This window comes from Bradyrhizobium sp. Mp19 (assembly GCF_029952935.1).
Taxonomy (GTDB): domain Bacteria; phylum Pseudomonadota; class Alphaproteobacteria; order Rhizobiales; family Xanthobacteraceae; genus Bradyrhizobium; species Bradyrhizobium elkanii.
In genome coordinates, this window is record NZ_JASAUT010000081.1 from 1 (window position 1) to 14,541 (window position 14,541).

Genomic DNA, 14,541 nt, shown 5'->3' on the forward strand with positions numbered 1-14,541 from the left:
AGCCCTTCAAATGGACCAAGTCCGCAGACCAGATCTTGGCTTCCGTCAAACGCTTTTGCCACAAAGCCCAGCAGACTTTATGTGGCGAACTTTAGATTCATGTGACTAGGGCGCGGACTCATAACGAGCGGCGAGCCATAGCCGGATAGATGCAAGTTGGATGAAGGCAAGGTAGTTTCCAGCAAGCCTGTCGTAGCGCGTCGCCACCCGACGGCATTGTTTGATCCTGTTGAAGAACCGCTCGACGCGGTTGCGGGCGCGGTAGAGATACGGGCTGAAGCAGATCGGATCGGTCCGATTGCTTTTCGGCGGGATATTGGCCCATGCGCCCTTTTTCATGGCAAGCTCCCTGATCCAGTCAGCGTCGTAGCCGCGGTCGGCGAGCAGCATTGATCCGGATCTCAAACGAGAGAGCAGTTTACCGGCAAGTCGAACGTCGTGCGCCTCGCCAGGACTCAACGCAAGTTGTACCGGTAGACCATTGCTGTCGACCACCGCGTGGATTTTGCTCGTCAGACCGCCGCGTGACCTTCCCATCGATTGACGCCAGTTTCTTGTGATGCAGGCCCCATGTTGATGTACGCGAACAATGGAAGTGTCGATCATCTGCACGGCAGCATCATGGGCGCCGGCCAGTGCGCTCATGAGCTTGGCCCACACGCCGGCCCGTCGCCAGCGAACGAATCGATTGTAGCAAGTGGTGTACGGACCGAAGTTTTCTGGCAGGTCGCGCCATGGCGCTCCGGATCGCAAGACCCAGAAGATGCCGTTGAGGACACGACGGTCATTCACCCGCGGCACGCCGCGCGACTTATTCGGCAACATCGGCTTAATGACGGACCACTCATAGTCCGTGAGTTCGTAGCGCATGATTCGGCCCCTTCCGTTGTGTGGCTTGAATCATGGCTCGGCTGTCGGGCTCAACTGGTCGCTATGCACTCGAAAGCCGACCGATTATGCTCACCTTGAGTTTTGTCGTTCCTGACCCAATGTATGGTCCGGCCGTGCGTAGCAAGAGGTTCGTCGATCAGGTGGTGAGTGGTCTTGCATCAATGTATCCGGCCTTTGATTGGAGCATTCTCTCCGGGCCATCATGGATATCAGCGCGCGTGCGTTCTCATTAGCGGACAGGCCTCGATTGGGCCATTTGGGTCACCAGTGTTCGCATGCGCCGGGAAGACCGAACCTCCATCTCGTCTCATCCTCTCGCAGACCTTGGCTGGAACCTGTTGATGGGGTTACGTCATCGCTTGCTCCTCCTACCTCGCAGTTCCTGTGTTCGAGCCGGGGGCCGTTCCTTCGTCCCGGCCCGCAGGACGTGCGTCGCGTCGCGCGCACGGGCGGTCAAGGCCGGCCGTTGCGCTTTGCTTGCGGCTGGCTCCGGCGTTGCCAGGCCGCGCCTTGACCGCCCCGAGCACGGCGCGACGATCAAGCGGATTGGACGTCTGCATCGTTGGTCCTTGTCAGCTCGAAGGCGCGTCCTTTAGCCAGCACCGCCCAGGCGATGCGGGCAAGCTTGTTGGCGAGTGCGATCGCTAGCACGTTGTGGTGCAATCGCTTCTTGGCGGCTTCGATCCAGGATCTGAGTCCGTAACGTTCCCAGTTCTTGATCCTGACCAGCACCACCCATGCCGCCTGCACGAACAGAACGCGCAGGTAGCGATTGCCGCGCCTTGAGATTTTGCCGAGGATCGTGCGGTCTCCCGTCGAGATCTGCTTGGGCACCAGTCCGAGCCAGGCGCCGAAGTCACGGCCTTTGGAGAAGACGTCTCCAGTGCCGATCGCGGCTACCATGGCGCTCGAAATGATCGGCCCGATGCCAGGCACCGTCATCAGGCGCGAACATGCCTGATCTTGACGGGCCAGTGCTTCGATCTCGCCGGAGAGGCTATCGATGCGCTGATCCAGCCGGCGCCAGTCGCCTGCCAACTCCTCGATGACACGCAACATGCGTGGCGACAGGGCATCGGTGCGCGTGGCAAGGATGGTGGGCAGTTCTGTGCGCAGGAAGCCGATACCCTGGCGCACCGCGATCCCGCGTTCCAGCATGAAGGCGCGAATCTGGTTGATGATGCCGGTGCGTTGCGACACCAGCCGCTCGCGCACCCGATGCAGCGCCTGCAGATCCAGTTGCTCCGCGGTCTTGGTCGCCACGAACTTCATCGTCGGGCGTTGCACGGCTTCGGCAATCGCTTCGGCATCATTGAAGTCGTTCTTCGGTCCTTTGCTATAAGGGCGGACATATTTGGCCGGCATCAACCTGGCATCGTGACCTAGCGATGCGAGTTTGCGGCTCAAATGATGTGCGCCGACGCAGGCTTCCATGCCGATCAGGCAAGGCTGCATATTGGCGAGCCGCGCCTCCACCTGGCCACGCGACCACTTTTGCCGCAGCACGATGGCGCCGCGCGTATCGTGGCCCACGACGTGGAACGAGTTTTTGCCGATATCGATGCCGATCACGGCGATCGCAGTACTGGGTGTCTGGGACATGGCGTGCTCCTTGTCTTGGCGCCCCTGGCCAGCTTATCGCTGGCGGGGCAGGAGCACGGCCGGACCATCCCATTAGCAGATCTGAGGCGTTGCGCCGAGCCCCGCGAAGTAGCCAACGTGGTGATCTTTCTCGATAGGACGGCGCCAGCGCGATGGCTGGGCCGTCCTGACGGCTGATGCGGGGACCATCAATCGGCTAACCGGCGGTATCGAAGACAGCTGCCGGTCCTTCATGATGAAGGTCCGTCAAACGTGTGCTACGCAGTGGTTTGCACAGAAGAGCGACGCAAGCCGGTGCTCCATAGCCAAACGGCCGAAACCATAAAGTAGAAGGCACCGAACGCGGCGTAGCCGGCAACGTCACTAATCCCGACATTGGTAACAACCCCCGCCCGGTAGACGAAGAAGCACCCCGCCAGCGCCGACTGTGCGCCGCTGAGGATCATCGCCCATTGTGCGCCGGCCGATCCCCAGCGGCCCACGCCGGTCGCAAGCTGAAGAAGCCCCGCGACGACCGCCCATGCCCCGAAGATCAAAAGCACGGCATTCATGCTCCGCGTCAGCGCGATGGTGACCGCTATTGCAGTAATAATGCTAATGATGACATTGACCATCTGGCTCTTGCTCGAAGCAAGCCCACTGCTGCGTTGCGCGTCGAGATAGTTGGCGAGGGCATCCCACAAGGGATAGGCAACCAGCAGGATGGCCGCGAGATGGGAACGGTCTCTGGCGATCGTCAAGGCCGCAACCGCCCATAGAGCCGCGACGGCAGAGCGAATGAAATAGTAGCGCTTGAGCCAGGCATTGGCTTTCGGAGAAGGACGTGTAGTGCTGAGCGTCATGTGGTCTCTTCCTGGATGGCAGTTACCCGTCCGCCTGGTCATTATGTTTTCACGCCACGGCGTAGCAGAGGGGAAGCATCATGATTGTCGTTTCGCCTCCTTTGCGAGGCGGCGTCGGACAGGATGTAACCAACTACGAGGCGATGCCGGGAGCCGTTACTGAGGCCGAACGAAAATTTTGGACGGTCCTCACAGCCTGAGCAACGCAGGCCTGCATATAAATCGACTATTGCAATTAGGAACCGTTTGGTTTATATTGCCCGTATGATGACCATCAATACCAAACTTCCTGTGGGACGCCCCCGTGAATTCGATCTCGACGAGGCGGTGAGGCGAGCGATGCAAATCTTTTGGGATCGTGGGTTTCACGACGCATCGTTGCCTGATCTGCTTGCCGGAATGCAGCTTTCGAAGGGCAGCTTCTACAAGGCTTTCGGTGACAAGAAATCTGTCTTCCTGCGCGCCCTCGAGTTCTACACCGACGATGGCGTACGAAACGTCCAGGAGGTTCTGCGATCAGCCCCCTCGCCGAAGGCGGCAATCCGCAACGCGTTGGTGCGGTATGCGGATTTGTCGTCTGGGAAAAAAGGGGTGCGCGGTTGTTTCGGTGTGTTGACGGCTGCCGAGATGTTGCCGGGAGATCCCGACATCGCAGAGGTGATCAAGCGTCTTTTCTCCAGGCTTCAAGCCCTGTTCGCTGCAACGATCGCGAAAGGACAGGCCGCCGGCGAAATCGCCAATAGGTCCGATCCTGAAGTCATCGCGCACTTTATCGTCTCACATGCACAAGGCATGCGGGTGCTTGGTAAAGTTGGATCACGCCGCGACGAGATGCTGAAAGATGCCGATCTCCTGATGGAGATGCTTTTTTAAAAGCAAAATTAGGAACCAATTGGTTCCTATTGCAGTTGTGCCGATGGCACGCTTGGCTTTCCTGGGAGCTTCAATGTTCGGATATCAGCAACAGAGTCACCGATTGGACTGCGGCGAAGGTTACGGTTCGATATGAGGAACTCAGATGCCAGGCGCTCTATGCGGTTCTCGGTATTCGGTGCAATGGCGATCGTTCTCTCGGGTTGTGCCAGTCGCAGCGGCCTCGTCGAGGCCGATATCATCAGCACGCCGAGTGAGTACGCGCAACTCGTCGACGGAGTTTACACCTTACCAGCCGTCGACATATCCGGCGTCGATCCGGCGATGTTGCGCCAGCGCGTGGACTATACGACGAATGAGCCTGTCGGGACGATTGTCATCGATACGGCTGCTCATCAGCTCTATCTTGTCGAGGGCGACGGAAAGGCCATGCGCTACGGCATTGGCGTTGGCAAGGATGGTCTCGCTTTCGCAGGCACCGCGACCATTAGGCGAAAGGCGGAATGGCCGCATTGGACTCCGACCAAGAACATGATGAATCGGGAGCCTGCGCGCTATGGCCATCTCGCCAGCGGAATGGCCGGCGGGCTTGGCAATCCCCTTGGACCACGCGCGCTGTACCTCTTTCAGGGCGAACGGGACACGATGTTCCGCATTCATGGGACGACCGAGCCGGAGACGATCGGTCGCGCCGTTTCGAGCGGATGCATTCGACTCATCAACCAAGACATCATCGATCTCTATAGCCGGGTCAAGATCGGCAGCCGCGTCGTCGTCATCCAGGGCGGCCGAGCGGTGAGTTCTTGAGCATGGCCTCTGATCGCAGAGAGTCGGTCGGCCTTGGCCGATATCACGGGTCGCAATAGCGGCGAACGATTTGCATCGTCTGATAACAACTCGGAGAAGAAAGCATGAAGACTTGGCTCATCACAGGCTGCTCAAGCGGCTTCGGCCAGCGGCTCGCGCTCGCGGCGGCGGAGCGCGGCGATCAGGTCGTCGCGACGGCCCGCAGTGTCAAGACGATCGAGGATATGGCCGAGCCTTTCGACGGCCGCATGATCACCGTGCCACTGGACGTGACCGATGCGGCGGCAGCCAAGGCCGCGGTCGCAAAAGCGGTCGAGACCTTCGGCGGGTTCGACGTGCTCGTCAACAATGCCGGATACGGACTGCATGGCGCGATTGAGGAGGGGACGTCTGACGAATACCGGCCGATGTTCGAGGTAAACCTCTTCGGTTTGATCGAAGCCACCAGAGCCGCCCTGCCCGTCATGCGGCGCTCGGGCGGAGCGATCGTCAATATGTCGTCCGTCGCCGGCATCTCGGGCGGCGGAGGCGGCGGTTACTACAACGCCGCCAAGTTCGCCGTGGAAGGGATTTCCGAAGCGCTCGCCAGCGAGTTGAAGCCGTTCGGCATCCGAGTGCTGATCGTGGAGCCTGGGCCGTTTCGCACCGATTTCCTCGGCCGTTCGATCACAGTCGCCGCCAACGAGATGCCGGAATATGCCGGGACCTCGCGCAGGCACTATCGCGAAACCAATAACGGCAATCAGGCGGGCGACCCCGACAAGGCGATCGCAGTGATCCTGCGCGCCGTCGACGACGACGACGCCCCGCTTCACCTGCCGCTCGGCCCGGTCGCGCATGCTGCCGCCGAGCGAAAGCTGGCTGCCTTCCGCAGCGATATCGACGCCTGGCACGACATCACGATCGCTACCGATTTCGACCCGCCCGGAACGCGGGTCGCGAGCTCCGATCGAACGTCAACATCGACGGGACAGCGACCATGATCGCGACTCTGAAGGGTTTTGCCCAACAGCTGGTGCCGGTGAACGGCATCAAGATCAACGCCGTCACGGGCGGCTCAGGCCCGTCGATTCTTCTGCTGCATGGCTGGCCGGAAACATGGTGGGAATGGCACCATGTGATGCCGCAACTGGCCGCGCATTTCAGCGTGGTCGCGATCGATCTGCGCGGCGCCGGCTTTTCCGACTGTCCGCTCGGCGGCTACGACAAGGCGACAATGGCGCGCGACGCGCACGAAGTGATGGCTGCCCTTGGCCATCAACGCTACGCAGTGTGCGGCCATGATATCGGCGGAATGGTGGCCTTGCCGCTGGCTGCTGTCTATCGAGAGGCCGTAACCCACCTGGCCGTTCTGGACGTTCCGCTTCCCGGCTGGAGCGGATGGGAGGCGACGATCGCAACGCTCTGGCACTTTGGTTTCCACATGAGCCGGGATCTCCCCGAGCGCCTGATCCATGGCCGTGAATACGACTATGTTTCGAGCTTCATGGCCGAGCGGTTCTACGATCACAGCAGCTTCGATCCGGCGGATGTCGAGATCTACGCCAAAGCAATGGCGCTCCCCGGCCGCACCCGCGGCGGCATGGAATGGTATCGCACCCTCGCCGCCGACCACGCAGCGGCGCTTGAGTACAAGAAGCAACCGCTCGAGATCCCGGTGCTGGCTCTCGGCGGGGATCATCGCTTTGGTCCGCATATGGTGCCGATGGTCGAGGAATTCGCCAGCAACGTAACGGGCGGCTCGATCGCCCGCTGTAGCCACTATGTCGCGGACGAGCGGCCGGATGCAGTCGCAGCCGCTCTGATCGAGTTCATCGGAGCCCATTGAAACTCGGCGCCCGTGTCGTTGTGGGCCGGAGAAATCGCGACACTGCGGCAACAGAGCCCCGCACTCATCACGATCGATCAATTCAATCAGAAAGGACAACCCGTCATGACCACACCTATCATCCGCGGCGTCAACCATATCGGCATCACGGTGCCCGACATAGAAGCCGCGAAATCGTTCCTGGTGCAAGCTTTCGGCGGCCAGGTGATCTATCAGTCCTTCGGGCCGCAGGATCCGCCGCGGCAAGGCCCCGAATTCGAGCGGGCCGTCGGAGCGTTCCCGGGAACGGTCGTGCGTGGACAGGCGATGGTCAAGATCGGCACCGGACCCGACATCGAGCTGTTCGAAATGCACGGCCCCCAACAAGCCCAGCCGATCCGAGCGAGCGACTTCGGCATCACGCATTTCGGTGTCTACACCGACGACATCGACGCCTCGGTCACGCGCTTCGAAAAGGCCGGAGGCACACGCCTCACCGCGCCGCGCGCGATTCCTTACGCAACCGAGAAAGGTCTTGGAAACAAGGTCTGTTACTGCCGAATGCCATGGGGCACCACGATGGAATTCATCACCACGCCAGATCGCATGCCTTACCACGACCAGACGGCCTTGCGGAGGTGGCAAGACGAGGATTGAGATGAGCGGGACGGCGCCGGCTCGCGCCGTCGACATGCAGGTTGCACGGCACCGGCTGGGCGCTCGGTCCTCCGCGCGTCTTTTCGAAACAGAGTCCAAGCCGCCGTCTCATCCTCGATATGTGCCCGAATCGGCGGGGCAGCGCGATGCCGGACGATTCACACGGTTCGCGTAAACCGGGCAAGGGCCGTCCGGCGGCCGACATACATATCGATCGCAATCATAAACAGCGGACGCGCGCTGAATGCGAAGGTTCTGTAGAAAGTCGTCTGATGGCAAATGCAACAATGGTCGTGACCTGCAGCGGCGGCACATACTTCGATCGCGACTATTATGTCGACGTGCATCTACCGTTGGCGCTCGCATGCTGGCAGAAGCATGGCCTCGAAAGCGCCGCCGCCTTCTTCCCTCGAGACGTCAATTCGGTAGATGTTTCCGTCGGGTTTTATCGGTTTCGCGATGAGGCTTCGCTTCACGCTGCGCTTGCATCCGCCGACACCGACGCAATTATGGACGATGTCCCCCGATTTACTGACGCCAACGTTACCCGAATGATCGGAGCCCCGCTCTGACGGGCGGATGTCGCGATGCATCCCGTTAACTCGTCAATTCCGACTGGCAGGATCATACGCCTTACCAGTGGACGAAATTCCTGACATTGACGCCGGTCGCGGCCAAGCGTCGACCCATCTCGGAAGTCCGACAATGTCCGCTTTCGCGCCGTTGTTGGGGGACAAGCGGACATAGGTGCGCCTACTCTCAGCGGCAGAGTTTATGAGTACGCACCCTAGTTTACAAATGATCGTTTTACGTTCTTGCGGCGCCCATGGTTGTCTTTGGGCACGAGAGGGCGATCGGCGGACAGTCGAAGCGGATCTCGTAGTGCGGTGGCCAGAAAGCGACATCGCAAATACATAGGAAGAATCCGGACATGAACAAAACCCAGATACATTCCTTCGTGCTTCCCGATGCAGCAAAAGCATTTTTGCAGAAGGAACTAGCTCCCATCAAATATCCTGCCACCGCCTACGGATCTTATCTTGCGCAGATCTCCGCAGTGCGGTCGAAGATCGCCGTTGCGTTGACCGATATCCTGCCGTTTCTCTCGGAGCAGGTTCCTCCGTCAGCTCGCCCCGCGGCTATCGAGATTACGAATCTGCCGGTCGATGCGAACATCGACCGCCCTCCGTCCAATGGCGCGAAGCTAAAGCATATCCCAAAGGCGTCGTACTTGTCTGAGAATCTACTCGTTCTCTTCGCCGGGCTGTTCGGCACTCCCTTCTCGATGTCGTTCGAAAGCGAGAGCCTAGTGAACAACGTCATTCCCTTGCCGTCCGCCAAGTCGGACTTTAGCGCCCTCAGCTCTTCGTCGGATCTGAGCTTCCACATCGAGAACGCGGCCTTGAGATTTCATGACAATGGCCGCGACTGTGCGCCAATGGCGCTGTTCTTCACTGGAGTTGTAAGGCGCGGCTGCCTTGCCCTTGCCGATGCACTCCACCTCCGGGGCGTGGAAAGAATAATGCTTCCAGCCACGCTGACGCTGCTGTTGCGAGCGGATCTGCGAAGCGCGGCTGAGCGGGAGGACGAAGGCGTTCTCGAGCACAGCTCGACCTTCGATCTTGCGGCCGATATCGCGGATGATCGTACGCCTCCGACGGGGATCTCGTCGTATGCGTACGGATGATCCGGCCCAGCCGGCTGTGCAGGATGCGCAACTGCCGCTGATGCCGCCTGAATTGCTTGGCATGGGCGTAGCGTCCCGCCATCATTGCCGCGGTCTTGGCGACGCGAAGATAGGACTGCCGCAGCTTGACCCCGTGCTTCCTCGCCATGCGGTTGAGCCCCTTGATGGCCGCGTGCAGCAGCTTAGCATCGGTCGGAAAGGTGATCGCCTTCGGCTGCACGGTGGTATCGACCGTGACACGCTTGAGGTCCTGGCTGCGTAACGCGCCGGCTTCGTGCGCCACCCGCAGGCTCTCGGCCAACAGCAGCTCCAGCTTGTCGCCGAGCCGCTTGCGCCAGTGGCTCAGGTCCGAGCGCTCGTGCGGAAATGAATGCTGGAAGAACTCTTCGCCGGTGAAGTACTGGAAATACGGGTCGTGGACCCAGCGCTCGCACACCCCTTCGTCGGACAGGCCGTAAATCTGCTTGAGCAGCAGCAGCCCAATCACGAAGCGGGTCGCGATGCCTGGCCGGCCGTTCTCGCTGTAGAGCGGGGCGATCTCCCCATCGATCCAGTCCCAGTCGACCCTGCCGGCGAGCTGAACCAGCTCGTGCTTCATATTGATGATCTGGTCCAGCCTGGCCCGGAACAGATCGCCCGATCCCGTCGCCTTCTGCTTCTTCGGCCGCATCACCCCCTCCGATGCGACCACGGAATCATGACTGGCGATTCGACGGAATCTTGAAAATGAAATTGGAAGGTTCCGATCCCTGAAGCATCAAAACCCTGCAATCGCAAAAAAGCCGGTCTGTCAGATTACGATTCCACATCAGTCGCTTGGTCGCTCTTAACGGACGACTGCCTACTTCATGTTCACGCCGATGATGCGGTTGCTTTCAGCGATTATCCTGCGGAAGGGCTGAACCGCCATTTTGCAAAGCATTCACGTTATCGTACCCCGTCGTCGTGACGGCCGCTAAGCACATCGCTGTCCTGGGCCTGGTCGCCGATCTCCGCAGAACCGCTTCCAGAATCCGGCGCGTCGCAGTAGGCTTGCGACCGGTCGTCTATCGATAGCGCGCTCCTCCAGAAAGTGATTGCGGATGCGTTCCCGTTGCTCATCCGTCAGCCAAATCATTCTTTTTAGCGTCCTCGTCGTCGAAGGTTTCGGTCGCGCGACTAAGCCGAGATTAGGAATATATCCGTAACGAAGATTAGCCAGTACGCTACTTACAAGCCACGAACTTCTATAAACGCTTGGTCCATTGCTAGCATGACTTTGTCGAAGGCCGAATGTCCCTTGAGGTCACTTCGCATGGAACGACGCCGCCCGACAGCCTCAGCTTGCCGCTTACACTATTTCTTCTTCCTGCGACGTGGACGCGCCGGCTTGCGACCTCCAGGCAGGGTCTTGGGAGTCGTCGCACTTTTAGACGGCCGAATAAACAACTCGGACAAATGAACGTCCAGCGTCTCGGCGATGCGTTCGAGAAGATCAATTGTCGGGTTCTTCGATTGCCGCTCAAGAGCCCCCATATACGAGCGGTCAACCCCCGCTTCGTAAGCCAATTTCTCTTGCGAAATACCTCGCTCTACGCGGATTCGACGCACATTCCAGGCCACAATCGCACGAGTTTTCATGCGTAAAACATGTCATGAAGCCGGGGCTTCAAACCACTGGCTATAGTCCCGCTATTAATTTCTTCGCGAAAGCCGCCTGCAGCGCACACTCGCCTAAGCTTCCTCCGACCACGGCTTCGTATTCGGCAAGAGTGCGTATATAGCGCGACAATCAGGATGAGAGTCTCACCCTGATCGCCGCCGCGCATGCGTAACAACGACGGCGGTGGGGACGCCGCCAGCTCCGCCGCGATCTCAGCCGGGCGGACCGCGCCATTGCGACTAACAACTCCATCGAGATGAGCGGAGTCGACGACCCGCAGCCGGCGCCCATCCGATTGCAGTGTGGACGGCAACCTGGTGCAATCCATGGCGGATCCGCACTTCCCCGGCCACGATCGTCACCGCCATGCGCTCGCCAATAAGGCGCCATGGCACGGAGTAGCTGTTCGCGTCGATCTCGACGGCGCAATCATTGCCGACGACGTGGGTCAGTTCACGCAAGGGTCCGAACGACGGCTGTCCGCCGAGCGGTTTCAACCGATGTATCTCATCACGCGCAAAGCGGATGATCGGGGCGCCTCGCCGGTCGCGCCCTGGATGCGAACGTTCGCAACATCACGCTCCCATCTGTCGAGATGCGCCTCGAATGCTTCCCAACTTGGGAAGGAATGACCGGCGATCGCGTTCTTCTTCACGTAGCCGACGCCATTCTCCGTCTCGCCCTTCGTGCGCGCCCGATACGTCTGCAAACAATCTCGGCGTCGACCGCCCGATGGCGCGCAGGCTCGATCAACCATCTGAGCGTGTCTCGCTCACCGGCCTCGAGGACGGCCAGCCGCTCACCTGCCGCATCAGATTCGTTCTCCACGGCTGAGAGCCCACGGCTGAGGCTCGAGGCATCGAGCTTCAGGAGACCGGCGAGCAACAGGCCGAGCGCACGCCAATCGTCGAGGAACGACATGATAATCGGTGCACCTGCGGATTTCGCAAAGACGACGAGCGGCGCTTTGTCCGCCTCCGACAATCGGACGCACCACTCAAAGCTGCCAAGCCGGAAGTCGGGCGCTGTGGCAGACGCCGTGAAGACCGAAGAACTGTCGAGACGGCCATAGACCAGTCCCTGGTTGTGGACGGCTTCAAGCGCCTTCGCCAGACGCTCGGCGTTGCGCCAGAGAACGATGCGCGAGCGCGGGACATCAAGATTGTTCAGCCAGTGATCGGGGCGCGCATGCTTGACCATGGTATCGAGTGGCGCGAGATCTCGCGGCATGGCCAGAAAGAAGGCATCCGACGCCTCGCCGTACCGCAGCAGTTCGACGATGACCTTGTCGGCGCCTGGATAGGCGAGCACACGCTGTGCCTGGCGCATTTCATGCTGCCAAATTTCACGAAGATCATCGTCGACCGCTGAGCCGGTCTTTTGCCAGTATTTGAGCACGACTGGCTGGTCGTCGCGCTTGTCGTGGGCCGAAATGATCGCCGATTTGAGCGGCTCACCACCGGGGGCCGAGAGGTATTGGTCCCCAAGGTCGAACTGATCCGTCAACGGCCGCAGTTTTTTCAATGTGCTCGGCATCAACTATGAGCTCAAATGGAGCATCTGCTTTGGCGCGGCGGGCGTTTGCACATGCAATGATTTTCAGTATTCGCAGCCAACTAACGATGGTATCGAAATTTGCGTCGGCAACGTCCCGAGCAGCGGGATAGCCTGATTCGGCGAGCTGAATTTAACAAGAATTGTCACCGGCATCCGCCGGTCGCAGCAGTATGTCTGAAATATCCCCTGCGAGCCCTTCCGCGTCCGCACCCGCTCTGGTAGCTACCCGCCTTGCCGGGGCCGCCGCAGGCAGCCACCCGGCACCGGTTCAGATTAAGCCAGAAATACCGCAAATTAACTTTTTATATCAACCACTTATAGCTATACTGCCTGATTCTTCGTCGCCTTGGATGAGCTTCTTTGGGGAACGGAACGTCCGAAAAATGCTGCATAGTTCGGACGGACAAATCTTGCCGACGACCGAAATTTGCATCATATTTCGGACATGCTTGATCAACCGACCACAGACCTCCGCCCGCGGCTCATTGCCCGCATCGACGCAACGCCGACAGAGGTATGGACACCCGGTGATTTCGCTGATCTCGGCAGTCGCGCGGCCGTCGACAAGACGTTGCAGCGTCTCGTTGCGGCTGGCGAGTTGCGCCGCATCGACCGCGGGCTCTACGACCGGCCGCGAAAGAGCAACCTCACAGGCAAGCCGATGGTCCCCGACTATCGCGCGGTCATCAGGGCTGTGGCGCGCCGCGACCAGGCCCGCGTCGTGGTCGACGGGATGACTGCCGCGAATGATCTCGGCCTCACCACGGCCGTGCCGGCGCGCATCGAGGTCCTGGTCGACGCTCGCCTGAAGCCGATCAAACTTGGAAAGCAGGTCATCAATTTCAAGTCGGCGGCACCTAGCCGTCTTTATTGGGCCGGACGTCCGGGCATGCGCGTCGTTCAGGCGCTCTATTGGATGCAGGATATGATGGCGGGGAAGGACGATCGACAAGCGGTAGAGAACGTCCTCAGCAAGCTGTTCGCAAACCCGCAGCATGGAAAGGAGATTCGCGACGATCTCCGTGCAGGTCTTTCAGCTATGCCGATCTGGATGCAGGACTTTCTCAGGCCCTTGCTCGAACCTGACGACGCGGCGGAGGATCACGCGTGAGTAGCGCAGCCTACAAGGAGGTCATCTCCGCCGCACCCGGCGAGAAGCTTGATCTTTTCCTGACGACGGCGAACCGGCTCGGTGCGCCGATCGGAAACGTCGAGAAGGATTTTTGGGTCTGCTGGACCCTCAATGCTCTCTATCACGAACGGCCCGCAGGAGGTCCGCGCCTTCTCTTCAAGGGCGGGACGTCGCTGTCGAAGGCATACGGGCTGATCGAAAGATTTTCCGAAGACATCGATATAACGGTGTTTCGCAACGATCTCGACGAGTCTGCTTCAGTCGAAGAACTCGAGATCGATCTTGTCGAATAAGAAACGCCGCGCTCGATTGGATGCGATCCGGGACGCTTGCCGCAGCTATATTAGCGGTCCGCTATACGCCTTCCTGACCGAACATCTCGCCGAAGCGACGAGTGGACGCGGACGCCTCGAGATCGACGCGTCGGATGCCGACGGGCAGACGCTTCTCGTCTGGTATCCCGAGGTTGAACCGCGCGACGAGGCCTATGTGCGGCCGGCAGTCCGGATCGAGTCCGGAGCGAAGTCGGCGCTTGACCCGAACCACCTGGCGAATATCCGTCCTTACATTGCCGACGACGTGGCAGGCCTCGAATTGACGGTGCCGAACGTCACGACGATCGACGCCGAGCGCACGTTCTGGGACAAAATCGTGATCGCTCACGGGCTGCGCCGCTGGTTCGAGCGCCGCGGTGAGCTGCGCCAGGAAGGCCAGCGCATTTCGCGGCACTTCTACGACCTGTATTGCCTCTTCGCCTCCGACATCGGCCGGTCGGCGGTCAAAGATGCCGAATTGGGGGCCGACTGCGTCCGTCATGCTCTCATGTTCTTCAACCGGCCTGATTACGATCTCGTCTCGGCCGTGACCGGATCGTTTGCGCTTGCGCCGACTGCGGCAATGATCGACGCGCTCGCGCGTGACTATACGAACATGACGCCAATGATCTTCGGCGAGGCTCCTCGGTTCGAGCAAATCCTCGCGTCGATGGAAAAGATCGAACGCGCGGTGAATAGGACGCGCTAGCAAACGAGCAGAATTCGACAA

The 14,541-nt window shown here is 60.0% G+C and carries 13 protein-coding genes and 3 pseudogenes; 8 read left to right on the top strand and 8 right to left on the bottom strand.

The annotated features are described in order from the left end of the window. Positions 1–105: 105 nt before the first annotated feature. The 3 genes from QJT82_RS41290 to QJT82_RS41300 all read right to left on the bottom strand — a co-directional run bounded on the left by QJT82_RS41290 (position 106) and on the right by QJT82_RS41300 (position 3,335). The gene (locus QJT82_RS41290) at positions 106–870 is read right to left on the bottom strand and encodes an IS5 family transposase (protein ID WP_014498598.1); all 765 of its coding nucleotides are present in this window, start codon (positions 868–870) and stop codon (positions 106–108) included. Between the two features lie 558 nt (positions 871–1,428). Then, entirely contained in the window at positions 1,429–2,493 is a 1,065-nt protein-coding gene (locus QJT82_RS41295) for an IS110 family transposase (protein WP_011088795.1), read from the bottom strand. Positions 2,494–2,750: 257 nt separating this feature from the next. Then, on the bottom strand, positions 2,751–3,335 hold the full coding sequence (locus tag QJT82_RS41300) for a DUF308 domain-containing protein (protein WP_009734588.1): 585 nt from the start codon (positions 3,333–3,335) through the stop codon (positions 2,751–2,753). Positions 3,336–3,599: 264 nt separating this feature from the next. Here QJT82_RS41300 and QJT82_RS41305 point away from each other — a divergent pair, with 264 nt between their 5' ends. The 6 genes from QJT82_RS41305 (at position 3,600) to QJT82_RS41330 (ending at position 8,051) form a co-directional block, all read left to right on the top strand. Further along, positions 3,600–4,208 (top strand): TetR/AcrR family transcriptional regulator, encoded by a 609-nt coding sequence (locus tag QJT82_RS41305; protein ID WP_011090904.1) that lies wholly within the window; start codon positions 3,600–3,602, stop codon positions 4,206–4,208. Between the two features lie 159 nt (positions 4,209–4,367). Continuing rightward, positions 4,368–5,015: a L,D-transpeptidase gene (locus tag QJT82_RS41310; RefSeq protein WP_014498601.1), complete on the top strand. Its 648-nt coding sequence runs from the start codon at positions 4,368–4,370 to the stop codon at positions 5,013–5,015. 104 nt (positions 5,016–5,119) lie between these two features. Beyond that, positions 5,120–5,998, top strand: a complete 879-nt coding sequence (locus QJT82_RS41315) for an oxidoreductase (protein ID WP_011090906.1) — start codon at positions 5,120–5,122, stop codon at positions 5,996–5,998. After that, positions 5,995–6,843, top strand: coding sequence for an alpha/beta hydrolase (locus tag QJT82_RS41320; RefSeq protein WP_011090907.1), 849 nt, complete (start codon positions 5,995–5,997; stop codon positions 6,841–6,843). Before QJT82_RS41315 ends, QJT82_RS41320 begins: the two co-directional genes overlap by 4 nt. Before the next feature lie 105 nt (positions 6,844–6,948). Beyond that, the gene (locus QJT82_RS41325) at positions 6,949–7,479 is read left to right on the top strand and encodes a VOC family protein (RefSeq protein ID WP_026192141.1); all 531 of its coding nucleotides are present in this window, start codon (positions 6,949–6,951) and stop codon (positions 7,477–7,479) included. 146 nt (positions 7,480–7,625) lie between these two features. After that, entirely contained in the window at positions 7,626–8,051 is a 426-nt protein-coding gene (locus tag QJT82_RS41330; protein ID WP_223153792.1) for a hypothetical protein, read from the top strand. A gap of 463 nt (positions 8,052–8,514) precedes the next feature. Here the strand turns inward: QJT82_RS41330 and QJT82_RS41335 are convergent, their stop codons facing one another. The 5 genes and pseudogenes from QJT82_RS41335 to QJT82_RS41355 all read right to left on the bottom strand — a co-directional run bounded on the left by QJT82_RS41335 (position 8,515) and on the right by QJT82_RS41355 (position 12,344). After that, positions 8,515–8,868, bottom strand: coding sequence for a hypothetical protein (locus tag QJT82_RS41335; RefSeq protein WP_014498603.1), 354 nt, complete (start codon positions 8,866–8,868; stop codon positions 8,515–8,517). 73 nt (positions 8,869–8,941) lie between these two features. After that, a pseudogene (locus QJT82_RS41340) lies at positions 8,942–9,836 on the bottom strand (IS5 family transposase); the annotation flags it as partial. A gap of 665 nt (positions 9,837–10,501) precedes the next feature. Further along, a complete protein-coding gene (locus QJT82_RS41345) occupies positions 10,502–10,786 on the bottom strand; it encodes a helix-turn-helix transcriptional regulator (protein ID WP_014498605.1) in 285 nt (94 codons plus the stop codon). A 266-nt stretch (positions 10,787–11,052) separates the two neighbouring features. Next, a pseudogene (locus QJT82_RS41350) lies at positions 11,053–11,508 on the bottom strand (IS21 family transposase); the annotation flags it as partial. Further along, on the bottom strand, positions 11,460–12,344 hold the full coding sequence (locus tag QJT82_RS41355; protein ID WP_014498607.1) for a hypothetical protein: 885 nt from the start codon (positions 12,342–12,344) through the stop codon (positions 11,460–11,462). The gene QJT82_RS41355 and the pseudogene QJT82_RS41350, both read right to left, overlap by 49 nt. Positions 12,345–12,810: 466 nt before the next feature. Here QJT82_RS41355 and QJT82_RS41360 point away from each other — a divergent pair, with 466 nt between their 5' ends. Both QJT82_RS41360 and QJT82_RS41365 read left to right on the top strand, forming a co-directional pair. After that, complete coding sequence (locus QJT82_RS41360; RefSeq protein WP_014498608.1) at positions 12,811–13,476, top strand: DUF6088 family protein; 666 nt, start codon at positions 12,811–12,813, stop codon at positions 13,474–13,476. Beyond that, positions 13,473–14,520 (top strand): annotated as a pseudogene (locus QJT82_RS41365) (nucleotidyl transferase AbiEii/AbiGii toxin family protein). Before QJT82_RS41360 ends, QJT82_RS41365 begins: the two are co-directional and overlap by 4 nt. The last annotated feature ends 21 nt before the right edge of the window (positions 14,521–14,541 follow it).